Origin of the sequence: Streptomyces sp. NBC_00576, from assembly GCF_036345175.1 — a bacterium.
Classification (GTDB): domain Bacteria; phylum Actinomycetota; class Actinomycetes; order Streptomycetales; family Streptomycetaceae; genus Streptomyces.
Genome location: NZ_CP107780.1, coordinates 4,214,860 through 4,237,274, shown reverse-complemented (window position 1 = coordinate 4,237,274; position 22,415 = coordinate 4,214,860). Strand labels below are relative to the sequence as shown.

General features: G+C 70.1%; 17 protein-coding genes and 1 tRNA gene. 7 read left to right on the top strand and 11 right to left on the bottom strand.

Features of this window, described 5'->3' with window-relative positions:
- Window positions 1-304: 304 nt before the first annotated feature.
- Both OG734_RS17945 and OG734_RS17940 read left to right on the top strand, forming a co-directional pair.
- Entirely contained in the window at window positions 305-1,711 is a 1,407-nt protein-coding gene (locus OG734_RS17945) for an NAD(P)/FAD-dependent oxidoreductase (protein WP_330288508.1), read from the top strand.
- Window positions 1,712-2,076: 365 nt separating this feature from the next.
- On the top strand, window positions 2,077-3,387 hold the full coding sequence (locus OG734_RS17940; RefSeq protein ID WP_330288507.1) for a cyclopropane-fatty-acyl-phospholipid synthase family protein: 1,311 nt from the start codon (window positions 2,077-2,079) through the stop codon (window positions 3,385-3,387).
- Window positions 3,388-3,454: 67 nt separating this feature from the next.
- Here the strand turns inward: OG734_RS17940 and OG734_RS17935 are convergent, their stop codons facing one another.
- Both OG734_RS17935 and OG734_RS17930 read right to left on the bottom strand, forming a co-directional pair.
- On the bottom strand, window positions 3,455-6,001 hold the full coding sequence (locus OG734_RS17935) for an ABC transporter permease (protein WP_330288506.1): 2,547 nt from the start codon (window positions 5,999-6,001) through the stop codon (window positions 3,455-3,457).
- A 63-nt stretch (window positions 6,002-6,064) separates the two neighbouring features.
- Complete coding sequence (locus tag OG734_RS17930; RefSeq protein ID WP_443064872.1) at window positions 6,065-6,916, bottom strand: ABC transporter ATP-binding protein; 852 nt, start codon at window positions 6,914-6,916, stop codon at window positions 6,065-6,067.
- Between the two features lie 352 nt (window positions 6,917-7,268).
- Between OG734_RS17930 and OG734_RS17925 the strand changes: the two genes are divergently transcribed.
- Both OG734_RS17925 and OG734_RS17920 read left to right on the top strand, forming a co-directional pair.
- Window positions 7,269-7,352: transfer RNA gene (locus OG734_RS17925), tRNA-Leu, on the top strand.
- A gap of 183 nt (window positions 7,353-7,535) precedes the next feature.
- The gene (locus OG734_RS17920; RefSeq protein ID WP_330288505.1) at window positions 7,536-8,711 is read left to right on the top strand and encodes a 4-hydroxybenzoate 3-monooxygenase; all 1,176 of its coding nucleotides are present in this window, start codon (window positions 7,536-7,538) and stop codon (window positions 8,709-8,711) included.
- A 133-nt stretch (window positions 8,712-8,844) separates the two neighbouring features.
- Here OG734_RS17920 and OG734_RS17915 read toward each other — a convergent pair whose 3' ends face one another.
- The 5 genes from OG734_RS17915 to OG734_RS17895 all read right to left on the bottom strand — a co-directional run bounded on the left by OG734_RS17915 (window position 8,845) and on the right by OG734_RS17895 (window position 13,365).
- Window positions 8,845-9,753, bottom strand: a complete 909-nt coding sequence (locus OG734_RS17915; RefSeq protein WP_330288504.1) for an SDR family oxidoreductase — start codon at window positions 9,751-9,753, stop codon at window positions 8,845-8,847.
- A gap of 388 nt (window positions 9,754-10,141) precedes the next feature.
- Window positions 10,142-10,621, bottom strand: coding sequence for a MarR family winged helix-turn-helix transcriptional regulator (locus tag OG734_RS17910; RefSeq protein WP_330288503.1), 480 nt, complete (start codon window positions 10,619-10,621; stop codon window positions 10,142-10,144).
- Window positions 10,622-10,632: 11 nt separating this feature from the next.
- The gene (locus OG734_RS17905) at window positions 10,633-11,694 is read right to left on the bottom strand and encodes an alkene reductase (RefSeq protein ID WP_330288502.1); all 1,062 of its coding nucleotides are present in this window, start codon (window positions 11,692-11,694) and stop codon (window positions 10,633-10,635) included.
- 64 nt (window positions 11,695-11,758) lie between these two features.
- Window positions 11,759-12,664 (bottom strand): NADP-dependent oxidoreductase, encoded by a 906-nt coding sequence (locus OG734_RS17900; protein WP_330288501.1) that lies wholly within the window; start codon window positions 12,662-12,664, stop codon window positions 11,759-11,761.
- A 257-nt stretch (window positions 12,665-12,921) separates the two neighbouring features.
- Window positions 12,922-13,365, bottom strand: coding sequence for a hypothetical protein (locus OG734_RS17895; protein WP_330288500.1), 444 nt, complete (start codon window positions 13,363-13,365; stop codon window positions 12,922-12,924).
- A 163-nt stretch (window positions 13,366-13,528) separates the two neighbouring features.
- On the opposite strand from OG734_RS17895, the gene OG734_RS17890 reads away from it, so the two are divergent.
- The gene (locus OG734_RS17890; protein WP_330288499.1) at window positions 13,529-14,437 is read left to right on the top strand and encodes a Bax inhibitor-1/YccA family protein; all 909 of its coding nucleotides are present in this window, start codon (window positions 13,529-13,531) and stop codon (window positions 14,435-14,437) included.
- A gap of 135 nt (window positions 14,438-14,572) precedes the next feature.
- Here OG734_RS17890 and OG734_RS17885 read toward each other — a convergent pair whose 3' ends face one another.
- Entirely contained in the window at window positions 14,573-14,803 is a 231-nt protein-coding gene (locus tag OG734_RS17885) for a DUF4287 domain-containing protein (protein ID WP_330288498.1), read from the bottom strand.
- A 104-nt stretch (window positions 14,804-14,907) separates the two neighbouring features.
- Between OG734_RS17885 and OG734_RS17880 the strand changes: the two genes are divergently transcribed.
- On the top strand, window positions 14,908-15,219 hold the full coding sequence (locus tag OG734_RS17880) for a hypothetical protein (protein WP_330288497.1): 312 nt from the start codon (window positions 14,908-14,910) through the stop codon (window positions 15,217-15,219).
- A gap of 219 nt (window positions 15,220-15,438) precedes the next feature.
- Here the strand turns inward: OG734_RS17880 and OG734_RS17875 are convergent, their stop codons facing one another.
- The 3 genes from OG734_RS17875 to OG734_RS17865 all read right to left on the bottom strand — a co-directional run bounded on the left by OG734_RS17875 (window position 15,439) and on the right by OG734_RS17865 (window position 18,853).
- On the bottom strand, window positions 15,439-16,236 hold the full coding sequence (locus tag OG734_RS17875) for a hypothetical protein (protein ID WP_330288496.1): 798 nt from the start codon (window positions 16,234-16,236) through the stop codon (window positions 15,439-15,441).
- A 308-nt stretch (window positions 16,237-16,544) separates the two neighbouring features.
- Window positions 16,545-17,765 (bottom strand): acetyl-CoA C-acetyltransferase, encoded by a 1,221-nt coding sequence (locus tag OG734_RS17870; protein ID WP_330288495.1) that lies wholly within the window; start codon window positions 17,763-17,765, stop codon window positions 16,545-16,547.
- A gap of 116 nt (window positions 17,766-17,881) precedes the next feature.
- Window positions 17,882-18,853: a LysR family transcriptional regulator gene (locus tag OG734_RS17865; protein ID WP_330288494.1), complete on the bottom strand. Its 972-nt coding sequence runs from the start codon at window positions 18,851-18,853 to the stop codon at window positions 17,882-17,884.
- A 114-nt stretch (window positions 18,854-18,967) separates the two neighbouring features.
- On the opposite strand from OG734_RS17865, the gene OG734_RS17860 reads away from it, so the two are divergent.
- Window positions 18,968-22,381 carry a S8 family serine peptidase gene (locus OG734_RS17860; protein ID WP_330288493.1) on the top strand — a complete coding sequence of 1,138 codons (3,414 nt, stop codon included), beginning with the start codon at window positions 18,968-18,970 and terminating at the stop codon, window positions 22,379-22,381.
- Window positions 22,382-22,415 lie beyond the last annotated feature (34 nt).

The following is a 22,415-nucleotide window of genomic DNA, read 5'->3' as shown; positions in this document are numbered from 1 at the left end:
TTCGGTCCTGTTGGGCGACGAACATGGTCCGGAGGGCCCTTTCGGGGGCTCACCTGGGGTGGGAGCGTGCTCCGGGGAGCGTTCCGGCCGTGTTTCCGGGGGGTGTTGCGGGACGCTGGTCCAGTCACTCCGGCGGCCCGGAAGGGCAGTTCACGCGGCATTGACATCGGGGCGTACCGCCCGCTGGTTCCTCTCGCGTGGCACCGCCTCGGCCATGCGGGCCGCGCAGTGTAGCAGAGGTGGTGAAGAAGCTTGTGAAGGGGCGCACGAGCGACCCCCCTGGAGCGGGTGGATACTCGATGGCATGAGCACCACGGAGCGTCCCAGGATCCTCGTAGTAGGCGGTGGGTACGTAGGCCTGTACGCAGCTCGGCGCATCCTCAAGAAGATGCGCTACGGCGAGGCGACCGTCACGGTCGTCGACCCCCGGTCGTACATGACCTACCAGCCCTTCCTCCCCGAAACCGCCGCCGGCAGCATTTCGCCGCGCCATGTCGTCGTACCGCTGCGACGTGTGCTGCCCAAGGCGGAAGTTCTCACCGGTCGGGTCACCACCATCGACCAGGACCGCAAGGTCGCCACGATCGCCCCCCTCGTGGGTGAGGCGTACGAGCTGCCTTTCGACTACCTCGTCATCGCCATGGGCGCGGTCTCCCGCACCTTCCCGATCCCCGGCCTCGCCGAACAGGGCATCGGTATGAAGGGCATCGAGGAGGCCATCGGCCTGCGGAACCACGTCCTGGAGCAGCTGGACAAGGCTGACTCCACGACCGACGAGGAGATCCGCCGCAAGGCGCTCACCTTCGTCTTCGTCGGCGGTGGCTTCGCGGGTGCGGAGACCATCGGCGAGGTCGAGGACATGGCTCGCGACGCGGCGAAGTACTACACCAGCGTGTCCCGCGAGGACATGCGGTTCATTCTCGTCGACGCCGCTGACAAGATCCTTCCCGAGGTCGGCCCGAAGCTGGGCCAGTACGGCAAGGAGCACCTGGAGAGCCGCGGGGTCGAGATCTACCTCTCGACGTCGATGGACTCGTGTGTGGACGGCCACGTGGTCCTGAAGAACGGACTCGAGGTCGACTCCAACACCATCGTGTGGACCGCGGGCGTCAAGCCCAACCCGGTTCTGTCGCGGTTCGGCCTTCCGCTCGGTCCGCGCGGTCACGTGGACGCGCAGCCGACGCTCCAGGTCACGGGCACGGACTACATCTGGACCGCGGGCGACAACGCCCAGGTGCCGGACGTGGCCGCCCGCAAGGCCGGCGTGGAGAACGCCTGGTGCCCGCCGAACGCGCAGCACGCGCTGCGGCAGGCGAAGGTGCTCGGGGACAACGTGGTCTCCGGTATGCGCGGCTTCCCGCAGAAGGAGTACTCGCACTCCAACAAGGGCGCCGTCGCGGGTCTCGGCCTGCACAAGGGCGTCGCGATGATCGTCATGGGCAAGCTCAAGATCACGCTCAAGGGCCGGCTGGCGTGGTACATGCACCGCGGCTACCACGGTCTGGCGATGCCGACGTGGAACCGGAAGATCCGGGTGTTCGCGGACTGGACGCTGGCGATGTTCCTGAAGCGTGAGGTTGTGGCGCTGGGGGCGCTGGAGACTCCTCGTGAGGAGTTCTACGAGGCTGCGAAGCCGGCGCCGGTCGCTGCCGCGGCAGCGAAGAAGGCCGTGGAGAAGGCCGAGGAGAAGACAGAGGCCAAGGCCTCCTGACCTCCCCGACGTCCTCCGTGACCTCCGGTCACTGAAACACCCCTGAAGGGGCTGCCCGCCATCCGTGGTGCGGGCGGCCCCTTCAGTCGTTTCTTCGCCCCCGCCGCCCCTACCCGTCCCATCCCGTCCTGGGGGCTGCGCCCCCAGACCCCCTCCGGCCCTGAACGGGCCTTGTCCTCAAACGCCGGACAGGCTGGATGGTGCCGGCCGGGTGGGTGTGTAATCACGGCGTTTGCCGTGACGGCAGCGCCGCCGCGTCCTCCTTTTGCCCAAGTGTGATCGCCCCCGGGGACTGCGAGGGCGACCCGTTGGTGTTTTCGTGGGTGTTGGACATTCCCGGTTATGTCGTAACGGAGGTGTGCGCCATGCCCGAAGCCGCGTCGCGGCTGCAGAGCTTTGCCGAACAACTGTTGGGGGTCCCGCTCCCGATGCGCATCCGCGCCTGGGACGGTTCGCAGGCCGGGCCGCCCGGTGCCCCCACCGTGGTCGTCCGCAACCGCCGCGCCCTGCGCCGGCTGCTGTGGAAGCCGGGCGAGCTGGGGCTCGCCCGGGCCTGGGTCGCCGGCGACCTGGACATCGAGGGGGATTTCTACGCCGCCCTCGATCTGCTGTCCGGGCTGGTCTGGGACCGCGGAGAGGATGCCCGGAGTCTCACCGAGGCCTTGCGTGAACCCGAGGCGCGGGCCGCGGTGCGCGGGCTAGTGAAGATGGCCGGACTTCCGGTCCCGCCCGCACCGCCCCGCGAGGAGGTTCCGCGAAGGCGCCGGCAGCTCCACACCAAGCGCACCGACAAACGTGCCGTCAGCCACCACTACGACGTCGGCAACGACTTCTACGCTCTCGTCCTCGGCCCGTCCATGGTGTACTCCTGCGCCTACTGGGAGGCCCCTGGCGATACCCCTGACGGCACGACCACCCTCGAAGCCGCACAGCGCGACAAGCTCGAACTCATCTGCCGCAAGCTCGCCCTGACGCCGGGCCTGCGCCTCCTCGACGTCGGCTGCGGCTGGGGCTCCCTCGCCATCCACGCCGCCCGGGAGCACGGCGTACACGTCGTCGGCGTCACGCTCTCGCAGGAGCAGGCCACGTACGCCCGTAAGCGCGTCGCGGACCAGGGGCTGACCGACCGGGTGGAGATCCGGGTGCAGGACTACCGGGACGTCACCGACGGGCCCTTCGACGCCGTCTCCTCCGTGGGGATGGCCGAGCATGTGGGGAGCGAGCAGTATCTGACGTACGCGCGCGACCTGTACGCCCTGCTCAAGCCGGGCGGCCGACTGCTCAACCATCAGATCGCCCGTCGGCCGGAGGCGGACGAGGGTGCGTACAGCCTCGACGGGTTCATCGACGCCTATGTCTTTCCGGACGGCGAACTCGCGCCCGTCGGCACCACCGTCACCCAACTCGAACGGGCCGGGTTCGAGGTGCGTGACGTCGAGTCGATCCGGGAGCACTACGCGCTGACCCTGCGTCAGTGGGTGACCAGTCTGGAGGCCGACTGGCGGCGGGCCCAGCAGCTCACCAGCCCGGGGCGCGCCCGCGTCTGGCGGCTGTACATGGCCGCCTGCGCCCTCGCCTTCGAACACAACAGGCTCGGCGTCAACCAGGTCCTCGCCGTGCGGACCCCTGAGTCCGGTGCCTCCGGGCTGCCGCTGAGGGCCCGTACCTGGAACTGACGGCGACGGAAAGGGGTGTTGGGCCCCGCGGTCGTATCAGCGAGGCCCAACACCCGTACGGCTGCGCCTACTCCGACTTGATCGCCGCCAGCATGTTCAGGCGGGCCGCGCGGCGGGCCGGCCACAGGGCCGCCAGGACGCCCACCGTGGCGGCGAGGAGCAGGAAGAGCGCCATCCTGGCCCAGGGCAGGACGAGTTCGTACGTCGGCATGCTCGTGCCCATCAGCTCCCCGGCCGCCCAGCCGAAGAACACGCCCAGGCCGATGCCCAGGACACCGCCGAAGAGGGAGATCACCAGGGACTCCAGGCGGACCATCCGCTTGATGCCCTTGCGGTCGAGGCCGATCGCGCGGAGCATGCCGATCTCCTGGGAGCGTTCGAAGACCGACATGGCCAGGGTGTTGATGACTCCGAGGACCGCGACCAGGACCGCCATGGCCAGCAGGCCATAGAGCATGTTCAGCATCAGCGTGAACATCTGCGCGATCTCGTTGGAGATGTCCTTCTTGTCCTGGATCTTGATGGCCGGGTTGGCGCCCAGGGCCTTCTCCAGCTTGTCCTTCGTGGCGCTCGTCGCCCCGTCCGACGTCTTGACCATCACCTGCATGTCGATGGGCTCGGCCGCGTCCGTCCGGTGCGGGGCCAGCAGGGTGTTGTCGACCATGATGCCGCTCACCACCTCGTTGCCCTCGTACACGCCCGCCACGGTCAGCCGTTGCTTCTGCCCGTCGTCGTAGCCGACCGTGAAGGCCGAACCCGCCTTCCAGTCATGGGACTTGGCCGTCCGTTCGTCCACCACCACCTGGGTGCCGCCGACCTTGAACGTGCCGTCGTCGACGGTCAGCTTCGTCAGCTTGCCGATCGCGGCGCCGGTGACGCCGGTCATGTAGTCCGACGTGCCGTCGATGAGGACGGGAGCGTCGCTCAGGGGGCTGACGGCGGTCACTCCGGGCGTCTTCGTCAGCTTCCCGGCGACGTCGGGGGAGAGGCGCTGGCCGTTGGCCATCGAGACGATGTAGTCCGCCCTGATCGAGGCCGACGCCATCTTGTCGATCGCCTGCTGGAGGCTGCCCGCCATCACCGTCATGCCGGTGATGAGGGTGAGCCCGATCATCAGCGCGGAGGCCGTGGCGGCCGTACGACGGGGGTTGCGGACCGAGTTCTGGCGGGCCAGCTTCCCGGCGACGCCGAACACTCGCATGAACGGGCCGGCGGCGGCGATCAGCGGGCGGGAGAGGAGCGGGGTGAGGATGAAGACACCGATGATGAGCAGTACCGCGCCGATGCCCATGGGGGCCTGGCCGTCCGAGCCGCTCATCGTCGTGGCCGCGAGGACCACGGCGATGCCCGCGCCCGAGAAGAGCGCGCCCAGCGTGTTGCGCAGCACCAGCGACTTGGTCGTCGCGGTCGCGTGGACGCTGCTCATGGCGGCGACCGGCGGGATCTTCGCGGCGCGGCGGCCGGGCAGCCAGGCCGCCAGCATGGTGATGAGGATGCCGACCGCGAGGGCCGCGCCGACCGTGCCCGGCGTGACGACCAGCGGCCCGTCGGGCACGGTCGCGCCGAGCATGCCGAGGAGCGCCCTCAGCCCGGCCCCGATACCGATGCCCGCGACCAGTCCGGTCACCGCCGCCACCGCGCCGACCACGAACGCCTCGGCAAGCACGGACCGCGTGACCTGCCGACGCGAGGCACCGACCGCCCGCATCAGCGCCAGTTCCTTGGTGCGCTGGGCGACCAGCATGGTGAAGGTGTTGGCGATGATGAACGTACCGACGAAGAGCGCGATGCCCGCGAAGACCAGCAGGCCCTGCTTCAGGCCGCTCATCCCGGCGGCGATGCTCTTCGCCTGGTCGTCGGCGAGTTGGGTGGCTGTCGTCGTCTCGACGGCGTTCCGCGGCAGGGCCTTGTCCAGCGCCGCCTTGAGTGCGGTCTGGCTCGTCCCGGCCGCCGCCTTGACCTCGATCTCGTCGTACGCGCCCACCTTGCCGAACAGTCGCTGCGCGGTCGCCGTGTCGAAGAGGGCGAGGCTGCCGCCGGCCGTCACGTTGCCGTCGTCCGTGGTGAAGATGCCGGAGACGGTCGGGGAGAACACCGGGCCGTCCACCGACAGGCGCACGGTGTCCCCGACCTTGTAGCCGGCCCGCTCGGCGGTCTTCGCGTCGAGGGCGACCTGGCCGGCGCCCTTGGGCGCGGTGCCGTCCTTCAGCGGGTACCGGGCGTCCTTGTCACCCCAGTAGTTCGCGCCCTGCGACTGGAAACCGCCGCCGATGAGCTTGCCGTCCTTGTCGGCGATGGCCGTGAAGCCGTTCACGACCCCGATCGCGGAGGCGGCGCCCGGCACCTTCGCGCTCTCGTCTAGCAGGGCCTGCGTCAGCTCCGGGGACTTGGCGATCGTGTCGCCCCCATCGTCCCCGACGTCTCCGGCGCCCGGCTGCACGGCGACGTCGACCTGGTCGAAGCCCTTGGCGGAGCTGTTCTGGAGGGCGTTCGAGAGGGTGTTGGTGAAGACCAGGGTCCCGGACACGAACGCCACGCCGAGCATCACGGCGAGCACGGTCATCAGGAGTCTGGCCTTGTGCGCGAGCACGTTGCGCAGGGCGGTACGGAACATGGGTGTCGTCTCAGTCCGGTGTCGTCTGGGATGCGGGTCTGGGGTACGGGAGTTGAGAAGCCGTCAGCTGGTGCGGACCGTCCTGGTGTCGAGCTGCTTCATGCGGTCCAGGACGCCGTCCGCCGTCGGGCCGTACAGCTCGTCCACGATCCGTCCGTCCGCGAGGAAGACCACCCGGTCCGCGTACGCCGCTGCCACCGGGTCGTGGGTGACCATCACGACCGTCTGCCCCAGTTCCCGTACGGAGTTGCGCAGGAAGCCCAGTACCTCGGCGCCCGCGCGGGAGTCGAGGTTTCCGGTCGGTTCGTCGCCGAAGATGATGTCGGGGCGGGAGGCCAGCGCCCGGGCCACGGCGACGCGCTGCTGCTGGCCGCCGGAGAGCTGGGACGGGCGGTGGCTCAGACGGTCGGCGAGGCCGATCATCGAGATCACCGAATCCAGCCACTCCTTGTCAGGCCTGCGTCCCGCGATGTCCATCGGGAGGGTGATGTTCTCCAGGGCGGTCAACGTCGGCAGCAGGTTGAACGCCTGGAAGATGAAGCCGATCTTGTCCCGGCGGAGCTTGGTGAGCTGCTTGTCCTTGAGGGAGCCCAGCTCGGTGTCGCCGATGCGCACGGAGCCGGACGAGAAGGAGTCCAGACCTGCCACGCAGTGCATCAGCGTGGACTTGCCGGAGCCGGACGGGCCCATGATCGCGGTGAACTCGGCCTGCCGGAAGTCCACGGAGACCCGGTCCAGGGCGACGACCTGCGTCTCGCCCTGTCCGTAGATCTTGGACAGTTCCGTGGCGCGGGCGGCCACCGTGGTGGTGGTCCGGTCGGCAAGGGGGGTGGAGGCGGTCACGGGCGGGCTCCTGTCGGGACGGTGGCGCGGCGATGGGTTCGAGTTCTGAAGCTCGTGAACCACGTGAACCATCGTCGTGGCCGCAGGCCGCCGTGTAGTCAGCCGCTGTTCCGGTTCCGAAGGCAGACTCGGGAGGGACCCGGCGGGCCCGTGTCATACCTGGGGATGACGGTCGTCCCCTAGGACCTGTCCGACGGGCCATGGCAAGAACAGGTGGAGCCCCCTTGTTCGGACGGTGAAATTCCGTCATTCCGCATGCGCGCCGGGCCGCCTCACGAAAGGCTATTGGCAAGTGCGGATGGCTCGTTCCAGGTGCTGATGCACCCTCAGAAGTCAATAAAATAAGACAACATCGGGGCCCTCACCCGCAGTTCGGGTGGAGCGTCCCGATAGGCTCGGAACCTCGATGCGGAGCCCAGGGCCTGCCCGGATGGTGGAATGCAGACACGGCGAGCTTAAACCTCGCTGCCCCTTCGCGGGCGTGCCGGTTCAAGTCCGGCTCCGGGCACTTCCGACTGCCTTATGCCGGATTTGTCGATGCTCCTTTCATTGAGGACTTCATCACGGAACCGTTGACAGCGGACGCGTGTGGTCAGAGACTCATCATCACCGGTTCGTGAAGTAAATTTCACTATACGAACATCGGTGAACCTCGGCAGTATGGATCTGGATCACGTGAAGGGAACGACCGATGCGTACCACTGTCGGCATCATCGGAGCCGGCCCCGCCGGCCTCCTGCTCGCCCGGCTGCTCCACAACGCCGGTATCGACTCGGTCGTCCTGGAGAGCCGAGACCGGGAGTACGTCGAGCGACGGCAGCGGGCCGGAATCCTGGAACAGGGGACCGTCGACGTGCTGCGCGAGGCCGGGGCCGGCGCGCGCATGGACCGCGAGGGCCTGCGCCACGACGGCATCGAGCTGCGCTATGACAGGAAGCGCCACCGCGTCGACTTCCCCGCCCTCACCGGCGGCCGGTCCGTGATGGTGTACGCGCAGACCGAGGTCTGCAAGGACCTCATCGCCCTCCAGCTGGCGGAGGGCGGCCCCCTGCTCTTCGAGGCGGAGGCGCTCGCCGTGGAGGACGCCGACAGCGGCACTCCGCGGGTGCGGTTCCGGCACGAGGGGCGCGAGGACGTACTGGAGTGCGAGTACGTCGTCGGATGCGACGGCTTCTGGGGGGTGGCCCGTACGGCGATCCCCGCCGAACTCACCCGCGTCTTCGAACGGTCGTACCCCTTCGGCTGGCTCGGCATCCTCGCCGACGTAGCGCCCTCGCACGACGAGCTCGTCTACGCCCGCCACGACCGCGGCTTCGCCCTCCTGTCCATGCGCTCCCCGTCCGTCTCCCGCCTCTACCTCCAGGTGCCGGACGGCACCGACGCCGAGGAGTGGAGCGACGAGGAGATCTGGGACGAGCTGGAGCGGCGCTTCGAGACCGCCGACGGCTGGAAGCTCGACCGCGGGCCCATCACCCAGAAGTCCGTGACACCGATGCGGAGCTACGTCCACGAGCCGATGCGGTACGGGCGGCTGTTCCTGGCCGGCGACGCCGCGCACATCGTGCCGCCCACCGGCGCCAAGGGCCTCAACCTCGCCGTCGGGGACGTCGTGACCTTCGCGCGCGCCCTGACGCACGAGAAGGAGACGGGGTCGGCGGACCTGCTCGACGCCTACTCCGAGAACTGTCTGCGCCGCGTCTGGCAGGCCGAACGGTTCTCGTACGACATGACGACCCTCCTGCACCGGACTGCGGACGCCACCCCCTTCGAGGACCGGCTCCAGCTGGCCCGGCTGGAGCGGATCGCCGGCGCCCGTTCGGCGGAGACCGACCTGGCCGAGGGGTACACGGGGTTCCCCCTGGAGTGAGCCTGCCGGCTGATCAAGAGTTATCCGGGGGCGCGACTGTGGCGCGAGCCCGGCCGAGGGTGGGGCTTCATGGGTTGGTCATTCATGGGTTGGTCGGCCCCCGCCCGGGTGGCGGGACCGGGATGCGGGCCCGTCACCGGTGCTGCGCCGTGCCCAGCTCGTCGGTGTACCGGCCGAGAACGTCCTCGGCCGTGGGGGCGGGGCCGAACAGCTGCTCCTGGCGGCGGGGGTCGGCGACGTAGCGGCCGGTGTCGAACCAGCCGAACATCGCGGCCATGTCCTTGACCAGGGGCATGAAGCGGCCGGCAACGGCTCCTGCGGCGCGGGCGACGACGGAGGGGACGGCCCACACCTTGATCTTCTTTCCGGCCCGGCGGCCCATCAGGTCGGACATCTCGCGCATGCTGACCGGACGGTCCCAGCCGATGTCGATGCGCTCACCGTTGTCGGCCTCGGCGTCGACGGCGGCCGCCAGGTACGCCGCGAGATCGGAGGTGTGGACAAAGGTCAGCGGGACGGTGGTCCTGCCGATCCACGTCAGGCGGCCCTTTTCGATCGGGTTGCCCGCCATGGTCGCGATCTGGTCGAGGAAAGCCCCCGGGCGCAGTGCGACGAACGGGACGCCGAGCTGTTCGAGCTTGTCCTCGGCGATCTTCTTGTGCCAGAAGTGCGGGACTTGGGGCGTCTGGTCGCTGGTGAGGATGCTGGTCAGGACGAACCGCCGGATGCCGGCGCGGTGGGCGGCCTCGGCGAGGTTGGCGTTGCCGACGGTGTCGATGTCGTGCGCGTTCTTGCCGCCGCGGGTGTAGCCGGCAGCGGTGGTGATGACGGCATCGGCGCCGTTCATGGCGGCGACGAGCGAGCCGAGGTCGAGCATGTCGCCGCGGGCGATCTCGACACCCCGGCTTTCGAGCCTGCTCGCGTCGGTGGCCGGCCGGACCAGGGCGCGGACGTTCTTACCGCGCCCCAGCAGTTCGTCGACGACCTTGCCGCCGAGGGAGCCGGTCGCGCCGACGACGAGGACGGGGTGGCTGGTGGTCATGGGGGTCTCACTTTCCCGGGTGGAGGATTGCGTGGGCGGGGCAGCGGTGGCCGCGGGAGGTGGGCGCCGTCGGGCCGGGTCGCTCAGGGGGCGGGCCTGCGGCGGGCGGTTCCGCTGCGCGGGTCACCGCCGGCCCTGCGGGCGGGTTGTCCTGCCCCCATGAGTTCCGTCCTGCTCCCCATGGGGACAGCTCGCACTCGGCCCCTGGCGCTGAGGCCCCAGCCCACTCGGTTCACCGGGGCTTCAACCGACAGTCGGGGAGCCTGGCTCCGTTCGGCACGGGCCTTCGTGAGCCGAGTGTGCTGCGGCACCGTCCACTTCGCAGGAACGCCGGAAACGATTCGCACTCCAGGCCGGAACCGGAACCCGGGGTGCAGGCCGAGGGGAGTTACTCGGACTCTTCCGCCGTAACGGCACGGCTGTTGATCGCGTCGGTGATGGCGTGGGCGATGCGGACGAAGGACTCTGCCTGCTGCGCCGACAGGTTCAGCGCGGAGGTCTCTTCCAGGGCCTGCCACATGGCTGCCAGGGGCTTGCGCATGGCACGGCCCTTGTCGGTGAGGTGGACGACCATGACGCGCCGGTCGTGGTCGGCCGGCTCGCGGACGAGCAGGCCGGCGTCCTGCATGCGGCGTAGGGACTTGGAGATGGTGGAGTGGTCCACGTCGACGCTTTCGAGCAGCTCGGACTGGGTCTGGCCGTCCCGGTCGAGGAGGTGCATCAGCAGGAGTTCCTGTCCGGGATGCAGGTCCAACTCGCGGAGCATGGCGGCGGCGCGGGCCCGGTGAGCACGGGCGAGCTGGTAGATCGCGTAGCTCATCGGCCCCTCGCTGGCCGTAGTGGGGGTGCGGGGCGTAGGGGCGGCCATGGTTCGGTTCCTCAGACAGTGTGGGTGGGGTAGTCGGTGTAGCCGGCCACTCCACCTCCGTAGAAGGTCGCCGGGTCGGGGGTGTTCAGCGGCGCGTCAGAGCGTAGCCGCTCGACCAGGTCCGGGTTGGCGAGCGCGAGGGCGCCGACGGAGACAAGGTCGGCAGTGCCGTGGTCGATGTCCTTGGCGCGGGTGGGCAGGTCGGTGCCGGCCCGGTTGAGGATCAGCGTGGTCGGCCACAGCGCGCGCAGGGTGCCCAGCAGTTCCTCGTCGCCCGCGTGCATCACGTGGAGGTAGGCGAGGCCGAGCGGGCTGACGGCGCGCAGGAGCGCCGGATACAGCTCGGCGGTGTCGGACTCGGCGATGTCGTTGTAGGGGTTGCCGGGGGAGATGCGCAGGCCGGTGCGGTCGGCGCCGATCTCGTCGGCCACGGCGGCGGCGACCTCGACGGCGAAGCGGATGCGGTTGTCGACGGAACCGCCGTAGCGGTCGGTGCGCTGGTTGGTGTTGTCGGACAGGAACTGGTGCACCAGGTAGCCGTTGGCGCCGTGGATCTCCACGCCGTCGGCGCCTGCCGCGACGGCAGCCGCTGCGGCGCGGCGGAAGTCGTCGACGGTCGCCGCGACCTCCTGCGTCGACAGAGCACGGGGTGTCGGCATCTCCTGGGGCCCGGACGCGGTGAACATCGCGCCCTGCGGCTGGACCGCCGAAGGGGCGACCGGCTGACGGCCGTGAGGAGTGTTGTCGGGGTGGGAGATGCGTCCGGTGTGCATCAGCTGGATGACGATCCGGCCGTCGGCCGCATGCACGGCGTCGGTGACCTTGCGCCACCCGGCGATCTGATCGTCATTGTGGATGCCGGGGGTGAGGAGGTAGCCCTGGCCGTCGGTGGAGGGCTGGGTTCCCTCGGTGATGATGAGCGCGTGCGAGGCCCGCTGGGCGTAGTACTCGGCGTTCAGCTCGGTCGGTACGCCTTCGGGTGTGGAGCGGTCACGGGTCATGGGGGCCATGACCAGGCGGTGCGGCAGGGAGATGTCACCGACGGTCGTCGGTGTCCACAGGGCGTGCAGCATGTGCGTTCCTTCGGTGCGGGGATGGCCAGGTGATGACCGGAACAAGAGGGAAAGGCGGGCGTGATCAGTCGACGGTGAGGACGAGCTTGCCCCGGCCATGCCCGGCGTCGCTGACCTGCTGGGCCGTGGCGGCCTGGGCGAGCGGGTAGGCGGTGACGGTGGTGACGACCTTGCCGTTCGCGGCGTCCTGGGCCAACGCGGCCAGGCGGGCGGCCGAGCGTTCCTGGCCACCGCTGGAGAAGGTGATGCCGAGCTGGTGCGCGCGGAGGTCGGAGATGGTGACGATGCGCTCGGTGCCGCCGCGCAGGGTGATGGAGTCCTCCAGGGCTCCCTTCCCGGCCAGGTCGAACACCGCGTCCACGCCGTCGGGGGCGAGTGCCCGGACCCGTTCGACCAGGCCCTCGCCGTAGAGGGTCGCGGTGGCACCGAGCGAGGTGAGGTAGTCCTGGTTGGCGGGGCCGGCGGTGGCGATGACACGCGCTCCGCGGGCCGTGGCGAGCTGGACCGCCAGGGTGCCTACCGCTCCGGCCGCGCCGTGCATCAGTACGGTCTCCCCGGCGGCGACGCCGAGCAGGTCCAGGACCCGCTCGGCCGTCTCGCTCGCCACGGGCAGCGCGGCCGCGTGTTGCCAGTCGAGGCCGGCGGGCTTGGGGGCCACGGTGGTGGCCAGCGCGTACTGGGCGTACGAGCCGGTGTCCGACCAGCCCAGCACCTCGTCACCCACCTGCACGTCCTGCACGCCCTCACCCAGGGCGTCCACCACGCCGGCGAGCTCGCCACCGGGGACCGCGGGGAAAGTCGTCGGGCGGACGGCCTCCATCATCCCGGAGCGGATCTTGCCGTCCAGCGCGTTCAGCCCGGCCGCCCTGACGCGGACGCGGATCTGCCCGGGGCCGGGCTGCGGGACCTCGATGTCCGCCTCGCGCAGCACTTCCGTGCCTCCGAAACGGTCGAACAGGATGGCTTTCATGACGACTCCTCTCGCGCCACCACCCATTTAGGTGGCTGGCCACATAGCCAACATAACAGCAAACATGTGGCTAGCCAAACATTTGCTGTCGCTCGGGCGGCGCAAGATCGGTCGCGGTCGCCCGCCGGTCTCGTCGGGGCGGCGGACGAAGCGGGAGACACGCCGCTGGGGCGCGCCTTCCGCGGCCAAGGGCTACCTCGGCTGAAGCCGGACGGCCGGGCCGGCCGGACCCTGGCGGTGCGCGGTTCCCTGCTGGCTCAGGGCCCGGGTCGGCTCGCGGCCGGTCGCCCGGCGGACTCCAGCTCCGCGCCCCTCTCCTCCGGCCGCGCCAACAGCTCGGTGGTCGCCTGTTCCAGGCGGGTGTCCGGGCGCTGAAGCTCTTCCCGGTCGGCGGGGGCACCGAGGCCCGACTCCCGCCACGCCTGCGCGCTCAGCAGTTGTGCCGGCCGGCGCTCCAGGTGCTGGGTCCGGATGACGAGCCGGGTGTCGCGGGCGGGTGCGTTGGCGAGGTCGGCCTGGAGCGAGGCGGGGATGGGCGGGGGCCCGGCCACTGGCTCCGAGGCGGAGGGCTGCCGTTCGGCGGCGTGGATGCGGGCGAGCAGGCCGCGGAGGCGGTCGAGGAAGGTGTGGTCGACCCCGGCCTGCCGGGCGATGCCGCTCACGAACAGCGGGTGGTCTCGGGTCTGTACCAGGTTGGTCATGGTCCCGGGGCTCCGTAGCCGGGAATCAGGGCGGCGCGTAGCGTGTTCGCGACAGGACAAGGGAAAGATCCTCCCCAAGCACTAGGGTCAATCCTTTGCCCACCTATTACTCTTGAGCCCAAGGCTACGGACGGTGGCCGCACGGTGGCCATGGAGGAGTGAAATGAGGAGCAGCAACCCGGTCTTCTCGCGACGGGGGTTCAGCCGCGACAACGGCTACGCGGGCTTCAACACCGCGCCGCAGGCCGGGGGCGCCGCTGTCGGTACGCAGCCGGGCAACCCGTATGCGGACCAGCACGCCCAGCAGGGCGGCAACCCGTACGCGACCAACCCCTACGCCCAGCAGGACCTTCAGCACGGCGCACCGCCGCAGGCCCCGGTCTCCACCGGCCGGATGACGATGGACGACGTCGTCATGCGGACCGCCACCACGCTCGGTGTGCTGGTCGTCACGGCGGCGCTCGCCTGGGCGCTCCTGCCGGTCGACGACGCGAACATCAGCCGGTCCTACGGCATCGCCATCGGCGCCGGTCTGATCGCGATGGTTCTGGGCCTCGTCCAGTCCTTCAAGCGCAAGGCCTCGCCCGCGCTGATCGTGACGTACGCGGCGCTCGAGGGTGTCTTCCTCGGCGTCGTCTCCAGCGTCGTCGACAACCGCATCGCGAGCGGTGCGGCCATGCAGGCCGTGATCGGCACGCTGGCGGTCTTCACCGCCGTACTCGTGGCGTACAAGGCGGGCTGGATCCGCGTCAACCGCCGCTTCTACGGCTTCGTGATGGCGGCGGCGCTCGGCTTCGTGCTGCTGATGGCCGTGAACCTGCTGTTCGCGGTGTTCGGCGGCGGTGACGGCCTCGGCTTCCGCAGCGGCGGCCTCGGCATCGTGTTCGGCATCATCGGCATCCTGCTCGGTGCGTGCTTCCTCGCCCTCGACTTCAAGCAGGTCGAGGACGGCATCGCCTACGGCGCGCCGCGCGAGGAGGCCTGGCTCGCCGCCTTCGGTCTGACGATGACGCTGGTCTGGATCTACCTGGAGTTCCTGCGGCTGATCGCCATCCTGCAGGGGAACGACTAGCAGCCGGTACGACTGGCAGCCGGTACGGCGGCCAGTAGTGGTCGGTAGGTAGGCAGTAGAAGGGCCCCGGGGTCACTCCCGGGGCCCTTCGCCGTTATGTCGGTGCACGCCTCGGTCCCTCAGAGGGCTGTGCTCTCAGAGGAACTTGCGCGCGGCCCTCCTCAGGTCGTACTCGTGAATGAGGGCTTTGGCGTGGCCGTACGCGAGATTGTGCTCGTGCCGGAGCCAGCTGACCTTCTCCTCGAAGCGGAAGAGGGAGGGGCCTTCGTCGACGGTGCGCAACCAGTCGGAGACTTCACGACCGGTGCATTGGGGGATGCGGGCGAGCATGTTGCGGTGGGTCTCCTCGGAGAGGACGTGGGACATCGGCGCCTCCGGACGCAAAGGGGATGTAAGCCGGTCCTTCAGGCCACCGTGCCTGAGGGTTGGGTTGTTGGCAACAGTCCGGTTGCGACGGTTAGTCTCACGGCGTGCTGGATACCGAGCCTTTGACGCTTGCAGTGGATCACTTTGCCGACCGGTTGCGGGCGGCGCCGCAGAGTCGGTTGCAAAGGGGGGCTGCGGCGGAGGCGCTGGGGCTGGCCAGGGAGTTGGCACGGCGTGCCCAGCTGGTGGAGTCGCCCGGGGTCGAGCCTCGGGTCATGCCTGATGTGGGGATGTTCGCCGCGGCGGATCAGGTGACTGTTGCCGCGCATGATCTGGCGCTTGTTCTGCGGAGCGAGGGGGAGTTGGCCTCGGCTTTGACCTTGGTCGCCGAGGCGCAGCAGCGGGCCGGGGTCTAGCGGGTTCGTTGTCGGCCGGCGGCCCGGCGGGGCTTCTCGCGCCCGCGCGGCGGAGCCGCAAATGTCAGAGCCCCGCGCCCCTGTCGGGGCGCTTCTGTCGGCGGCGATTGAACGGCCGGTCCCTCTCGGCGACGAACACCAGCTGCCGTGACCGAGACTTACCTTCGCGACCTGCAATCGTGGCCGGCCTCCGCGACTGCGGGCAGTGGCCGCTTTCGACTACAGGGACGCTATGACCCTGTCCGCCAGTACGTACACCGTTTCCTCGCCGCATTCGAAGGTCAGGGCGTAGGCGCCCGAGATGCCCGAGCCGCCGAGGAGGACCGGGGCCGCGCCCGAGCGCAGGGCTGTGGAGAGGCGTTCCGCGGTTTCGCGGTGGCCCGGGGTCATGCAGAGGGTCGTACCGTCGGTGAAGACGTAGACGTCGAGGGTGCCCAGGGGGCCCGGGCGGACGTCGGCCAGGGCGGTGCGGGAGTCGGCGAGGTCCTCCAGGCAGGCGACCGTGCGTTCGTGGTCGTTCGCGACGGGCGACTGGGCCGGCACGAAGTCGGGGTGCGAGGGGTGCCGGCGACGGGCGGCGGCCAGTTCGGCGGACTCCCCGGCGAACTCGTCGACGTCGGTGCTGGGCTCGGTCACCGGTTCCAGGGACTCCAGGCCCGCGAAGTCCGCCGGGCGGGGCAGGAACAGCTCGCTGTCCGGGAGGCCGAGCAGGGAGGGCGCGTCGGAGGCGTCACGCGCCTCCTGGGCGGCCCAGAAAGCGCGCGCCTCGGCAAGTTCCCGCTCCCGCTCCTCGGCGAGCGCCTCGGCCACCGCAGCGCGTATCTCGGCGGTGTCCGCGGAGGTGCGGGCCTGCGGTACGAGACCGTGCGCTCCGACGGCGAGACTCTGGGCGGCGAGCTCGGCGTGCAGGGCCGCGATCTGTCGACGCAGCGCCAGCAGGGTGCGCAGAACGGCGACGCCCACAGCCGTGGTGATGGTGGCTGTGGCGAGCAGCAGAGCAAGAGGCGTAGCGCTCACTGACGTACTCCCGGTTCAAAGTCGACCCCCGACTTCCTACATCAGCTTGAAGGATGCACTAACCACCTGTCAGTGCGTAACGTCACGAAACGGACAGGACTTTGGGCCCGGGGTTTGGTATCGAACCTGCCCTGACCTGCGCAAATACCCCGCCAGAGCGAGATAGGTCACATCCTGGGGGAGATTGGATCACAAAACGGCCCAGAACCCCGGTGGTTACGGGGTTCCGGGCCGCCTTCTCACTCACTGCGTCCGGTCGACTACCGAAACGATTCCGCCAGTTGGGGATTCGCGGGGAGCGCGACGGTTCAGCTCAGGCGCTCGATGACCATCGCCATGCCCTGGCCGCCGCCGACGCACATCGTCTCCAGGCCGAACTGCTTGTCGTGGAACTGGAGGGAGTTGATGAGCGTGCCCGTGATGCGCGCGCCCGTCATGCCGAAGGGGTGGCCCACGGCGATGGCGCCGCCGTTCACGTTGACCTTCTCCAGCGGGATGCCGAGGTCGCGGTAGGAGGGGATCACCTGGGCGGCGAACGCCTCGTTGATCTCGGCCAGGTCGATGTCGTCGGCGGTGAGGCCGGCGCGACGCAGCGCCTGCCGGCTCGCCTCGACCGGGCCGAGGCCCATGATCTCGGGGGAGAGGCCGGAGACGCCGGTCGACACGATGCGGGCCAGCGGTGTGAGGCCCAGCTCGCGCGCCTTCGTGTCACTCATGACGACGACGGCCGCGGCACCGTCGTTCAGCGGGCAGCAGTTGCCGGCCGTGACCAGTCCGTCCGGACGGAACACCGGCTTGAGCCCCTGGGTGCCCTCCAGCGTCACACCCGCACGCGGACCGTCGTCCTTGCTGACGACCGTGCCGTCGGGCAGCGTCACCGGGGTGATCTCGCGCGCCCAGAAGCCGTTCTTGATGGCTTCCTCGGCGAGGTTCTGCGAACGGACGCCGAACTCGTCCATGTCCTGACGGGTCACGCCCTTCACGCGGGCGAGGTTCTCGGCGGTCTGCCCCATCGAGATGTACGCGTCCGGCACGAGGCCGTCCTCGCGCGGGTCGTGCCACGAGGTGCCCTCCTGCTCCGCGACGGCCGCGGTGCGCGCCTCGGCCTCCGCGAAGAGCGGGTTGCGCGTGTCGGGCAGCGAGTCCGAGTTGCCCTTCGTGAACCGGGAGACCATCTCGACACCGGCCGAGATGAAGACGTCGCCCTCGCCCGCCTTGATGGCATGCAGTGCCATGCGGGACGTCTGGAGGGACGAGGAACAGTAACGGGTGATCGTGCAGCCCGGCAGGTAGTCCATGCCCATCTGTACGGCGACGATCCGCCCGAGGTTGTTGCCCTGCTCGCCGCCGGGCAGACCGCAGCCGAGCATCAGGTCGTCGATGTCCCGCGGGTCGAGCTCGGGGACCTTGGCCAGCGCGGCCTGGATGATCGTGGCGGTGAGATCGTCGGCGCGCAGCTCCTTGAGGGAGCCCTTGAAGGCGCGTCCGATGGGGGAGCGGGCGGTCGAGACGATGACGGCTTCCGGCATGACGGCTCCATTGGCGACGAGGGTGTAAGCAGACCTGGTCTGGAAGTTACCCGTACGTATGGTCCCGGTCACGCGTGTGGCGGTGTGACTCGGGCCGCACTTTTCTAAGCGCTTGCTCAGGGCGGGGGCGCGGGGGACGGCAGTCGCCCCCTCCCCTCCAGCCACCCCCAGTACACCCGCGCCCGCTGCGCCTCCGCCCAGTACGCCTTCGTGAGCGCGTCGTGCAGCGCGGGCGCGTGTTCGGCGAGAGGGCTGTGGGCCGCCCACACCAGCCGTTGCCGTACGCCCATCGGGTCCCCGGTCAGCGGCCGTACGACCACACCCTCGCGCTCGGTCACCAGCGGGTGCGCGAGGGCGACCCCGTGACCCTGTCCGACCAGCGGGAACACCACGCTGCCGCTCAGCCGCTGCACCCGGCGAGGGGCGAATCCGGCGCGTCGGCACGCGGCCCGGAACTGCGTCCGCATCCGTACGTCCTTGTTCTCGCCGGCCAGCCAGGCCTCACCGGAGAGCGCGGAGAGGGGGATGTCGGGGCGGGCGGCGAGCGGATGCCGTTCGGAGATCAGCACGAAGACGGGGTCGACGGCGAGAAGGGCCTCGCTGAGCCCGGGACGCAGCGCCAGCTCGTACTCCGGGTAGTCGACGACCAGGCCGAAGTCGAGCCGGCCGGTGGCGAGCAGTTCGAGTTGCTCCTCCTCCGTGTCGCAGGTGTGCAGGGTGATCTCGGCCCGGGGCAGCAGGCTGCGCGCGGTGGTCACCAGTACGGCGGTGAGCGGGCCGGGGACGGATCCGAGCCGGACGGCGGTCAGGTCGGAGTCGTCGGGGCCCCGCTGTCGTACGTCACGCATGAGGTCCTCGTGGGCCGTGAGGATGCCCTGCCCGTGCGTCAGCACCATCGCGCCGAAGGCCGTCGGCCGGGAGCCGCTCCCGTCCCGTACGAACAGGGCACCTCCCAACGCCCGTTCTATGCGCTGGAGTTGGGCGGTCAGCGCGGGCTGGGTGAAGCCGAGGGCCGCTGCGGCGCGGGTGATGGAGCCGGTATCGGCGATGGCGTTCAGGACGCGTAAGTGGCGGATCTCGAGATCCATAGCGCGATGTTATGGGCGGTTGGGAGTACCCGAAAGATCGCATCGGGCGGGACAGTCGAAGGCGACCGGAGTCACGACCGTCACCACAGCAGCAGTGGAGGCCGTATGTCCCGCATGTCCAGAAGACTGAGCGGCGCGCTGGTAACTGTCCTGCTGATACAGGGAGTTGTGGCGGGCGCACCCGCGTCCGGCGCAACCGGCCCAACCGGCGCAACAGGTGGGACGGGTACAACTGGCGGTACGGGCACGGTCGTTGCCGGGAACGCCTCCGGATGGACCCACGGGCCCGCACAGCAGGCCGGCCTCCACCGGGTCACCCTCGTCACCGGCGACAGGGTCGAACTGTCCAGCACGGGCAAGGGAGTTGATGGCGCCGGCGTCGCCATCGAACCCGCCCTCGGCCGCGAGAGCATGGGCTTCCAGCAGTTCGAACGCGACGGCCACCAGTACGTCGTCCCGAACGACGCCCTCCGCATGGTCGCCGGCGGCCAGGTCGACGAGCGGCTGTTCGATGTGACGGGCCTGGTCGCGGCCGGGTACGACGACGCCAGTACGGCCGTACTGCCCACGATCGTGACGTACGCCGACGCGACGCTCGGCAGCCGAAGCCTGCGCGCCACGGACGGAGCCAGGGTGACCCGCACCCTGCGAGCCGTCGACGGCGCGGCAGTGGCCGTGGCGAAGGAGACGGCGGCCACCTTCTGGGACGGGGTGACCACCGGCAGCCGTACGACGGGACTGCGCACGGCGAGCGGCATCGCCAAACTCTGGCTGGACGGCAAGCGGCAGATCAGCCTGGACCGGAGCGTGCCGCAGATCGGCGCGCCCACGGAATGGCAGGCGGGGTACGACGGCACGGGCGTCACGGTCGCCGTCCTGGACACCGGAGTCGACGCCACCCACCCCGACCTGGCCGGACGGATCAAGGAGGCCGTCAACTTCACCGACGCCGCCGACACCGACGACCTGGTCGGCCACGGCACGCACGTGGCGTCGACGGTGGCGGGCGGCGGCGCGAAGTACAAGGGGGTCGCGCCGGGCGCGTCCCTGCTGATCGGCAAGGTGTGCCCCGACCGCTCCTGCCCCGACTCGGCGATCCTGGCCGGGATGGAGTGGGCCGCGCCCCGGGCGCAGATCGTCAGCATGAGCCTCGGCGGTGACGACGCCCCGGGCGAGGACGTCCTGGAACAGGCCGTGAACACGCTGACCGCGAAGACCGGTGCCCTCTTCGTGCTCGCCGCAGGCAACGACGGCAGCGCGGACGGCTCGGTCGACTCCCCGTCCACCGCGGACGCCGCGCTCTCCGTGGGCGCCGTCGACAAGCAGGACGTCATGGCCGACTTCTCCAGCCGGGGCCCGCGCGAGGACGGCGCGATCAAGCCGGAGATCACCGCACCGGGCGTCGACATCGTCGCCGCGCGGGCCGTGCACGCGGGCAGCGACTACATCGAGGTCGAGCCCGGCTACACCTCCCTCTCCGGCACCTCCATGGCCACCCCGCACGTGTCCGGAGCAGCGGCCCTGCTCGCCGGACAGCACCCCGGCTGGCGGGCGGCCGAGCTCAAGGCGGCCCTCATGGCGTCGGCGACACCCACTCCCGGCGCGAACGTCAACGCGCAGGGCGCGGGCCGGGTGGATGTGGCCCGCGCCGTCCACCAGTCCGTCCTCGCCACCCCGACCGCCCTGCCCCTGGGCACCCAGGCCGCCCCGGCCGACGACGACGTGCCGGTGGTCAAGGCGGTGACCTACCGCAACGACGGCAAGGACCCGGTGACCCTGGACTTCGCGGCGAAGGTGACCGGCCCCGGCGGTTCCGCTGCGCCGGCCGGCATGTTCACGGTCAGCCCGGAGAGGACGACCGTCCCGCCGGGCGAGGCGACCACGGTGACGTTGACCGCCGACACGCGCGTCCAGAGCGGCACGGGCGTGTTCGAGGGCGCGCTGGTGGGCGCGGACGCGACGACCGGGACCTCGATCCGCGTACCGCTCACGATCACCAAGGCCACCCCCACCCACAACCTGACGGTCAAGGTCATCGACCGCGCGGGCAACCCGGCGGCGAACTACTGGACCGACATCATGAGCCTCGACGGCTCGGTCTACCGCTTCGTGTACGACCCGTCCGGCTCGGGCACGGTCGCCGTACCGGAGGGCCGCTACACGGTCGACGCGTCGGTCATCACGGCATCGGACGGCAGTACGACACTGCTGGCCCGCCCCACCCTCACGGTGACCGGCGACAGCGAGATCGTCCTCGACGCCCGCAAGGCCACACCCGTCTCGGCGACCCTCCCCCGCAAGGACGCGAGCCTGCGCCTCGCGGCGGTCGGCTTCCGCCGCGAACTGACCAACGGGACGGGCTTCGGCATGCGGGTCACCGCCGACTCCTTCGGCAAACTGTTCACGGCCGCCCTGGGCGACGACGTGGGCCCGGGGGAGGGGGCGCTGGTCGCGGACGTACGCGGCTTCTGGGCGAAGAAGGGCGCGGACGGCACGTACAACGACTCGCCGTACGAATACGTGCTGGTGTGGTTCGAACGGGGCCATCTGCCGACGAACTTCAGCCGGGTGGTCAGGCAGAGCGAACTGGCGCAGGTGAAGCAGCGGTACTACTCGGTGACTTCGGCGACGACAGGTGCGCCCTCGCGGGCGTTCCAGCACAACTTCGGCTTCCCACCGGAGGGCGGGAGCGCGCTGTCGGCGGGCGCCAGCTGGTTCGACACCCCGGGCAGCCGAACCCTGTACTACAAGGCCGACGACACGATGTGGGAGACGCGCTACAACCAGTACGCGGCCGACGGGACCTTCCAGACCCAGTTCTTCAGCGACTACGAGACCTACAAGCCCGGCAAGCGCTACACCGTGACCTGGCAGAAAGCGGTACCCGGCCCACGCTTCACCCGCACGACGTTCGTCACCCGCGAGGGCAACCGCCTCTCCTTCAACGTCCCGATGGCCGGCGACCAGGCGGGCCACACCGGCTACTCGTCGTACGACAAGAGCAGGGTCGCCTTCTACTACCGCGACCAGAAACTCGTGGAGCTGAACTACCCGTGGACCGACGCCTCGGGCACAGTCCCGGCGGCCGAGTCGACCTACCGCCTGGAGTACTCCGCCGAGCGCAGCGCGGCCAACGGAGGCTTCGGGCTGGGTACGAGCATCAGCGGCTCCTGGACCTTCCGCTCCGGTGAGGTGAGCGGGCAGGAGGCGGTCGGGCTGTCGGCCTTCGACTTCGCGCCCGTTGTCGATCAGAGCAACACGGGCAGGCTGCCGGTCGTGCCGATGCGGCTCGTACGGCAGCCGGGGGCTGCCGCTTCGGCGGTGCGGTCGGTGTCGGTGGAGGTGTCGTACGACGACGGGGGCAGTTGGCGGAAGGCGCGACCCGTGAAGGCCGGGCGGGACGCGTGGGTGGTGCCGTTGCCCGGGCGGCCCGCGTCCGGTGGGTATGTGTCGCTGCGGGCGAGCGCGGGGTTCGCGGACGGGGGAGCCGTGGAGTACAGGGTGATTCGGGGGTATCGGGTGAGTTAGGCGCGGTTGTGTCCGGCCCCGCCGCCCCTGGCGC

Bases quoted from the DNA above. Each gene is read 5' to 3' on its own strand.
- OG734_RS17945 (WP_330288508.1), top strand. From the start codon at position 305: ATGAGCACCACGGAGCGTCCCAGGATCCTCGTAGTAGGCGGTGGGTAC.
- OG734_RS17940 (WP_330288507.1), top strand. From the start codon at position 2,077: ATGCCCGAAGCCGCGTCGCGGCTGCAGAGCTTTGCCGAACAACTGTTG.
- OG734_RS17935 (WP_330288506.1), bottom strand. From the start codon at position 6,001: ATGTTCCGTACCGCCCTGCGCAACGTGCTCGCGCACAAGGCCAGACTC.
- OG734_RS17930 (WP_443064872.1), bottom strand. From the start codon at position 6,916: ATGGTTCACGTGGTTCACGAGCTTCAGAACTCGAACCCATCGCCGCGC.
- OG734_RS17920 (WP_330288505.1), top strand. From the start codon at position 7,536: ATGCGTACCACTGTCGGCATCATCGGAGCCGGCCCCGCCGGCCTCCTG.
- OG734_RS17915 (WP_330288504.1), bottom strand. From the start codon at position 9,753: ATGACCACCAGCCACCCCGTCCTCGTCGTCGGCGCGACCGGCTCCCTC.
- OG734_RS17910 (WP_330288503.1), bottom strand. From the start codon at position 10,621: ATGGCCGCCCCTACGCCCCGCACCCCCACTACGGCCAGCGAGGGGCCG.
- OG734_RS17905 (WP_330288502.1), bottom strand. From the start codon at position 11,694: ATGCTGCACGCCCTGTGGACACCGACGACCGTCGGTGACATCTCCCTG.
- OG734_RS17900 (WP_330288501.1), bottom strand. From the start codon at position 12,664: ATGAAAGCCATCCTGTTCGACCGTTTCGGAGGCACGGAAGTGCTGCGC.
- OG734_RS17895 (WP_330288500.1), bottom strand. From the start codon at position 13,365: ATGACCAACCTGGTACAGACCCGAGACCACCCGCTGTTCGTGAGCGGC.
- OG734_RS17890 (WP_330288499.1), top strand. From the start codon at position 13,529: ATGAGGAGCAGCAACCCGGTCTTCTCGCGACGGGGGTTCAGCCGCGAC.
- OG734_RS17885 (WP_330288498.1), bottom strand. From the start codon at position 14,803: ATGTCCCACGTCCTCTCCGAGGAGACCCACCGCAACATGCTCGCCCGC.
- OG734_RS17870 (WP_330288495.1), bottom strand. From the start codon at position 17,765: ATGCCGGAAGCCGTCATCGTCTCGACCGCCCGCTCCCCCATCGGACGC.
- OG734_RS17865 (WP_330288494.1), bottom strand. From the start codon at position 18,853: ATGGATCTCGAGATCCGCCACTTACGCGTCCTGAACGCCATCGCCGAT.
- OG734_RS17860 (WP_330288493.1), top strand. From the start codon at position 18,968: ATGTCCAGAAGACTGAGCGGCGCGCTGGTAACTGTCCTGCTGATACAG.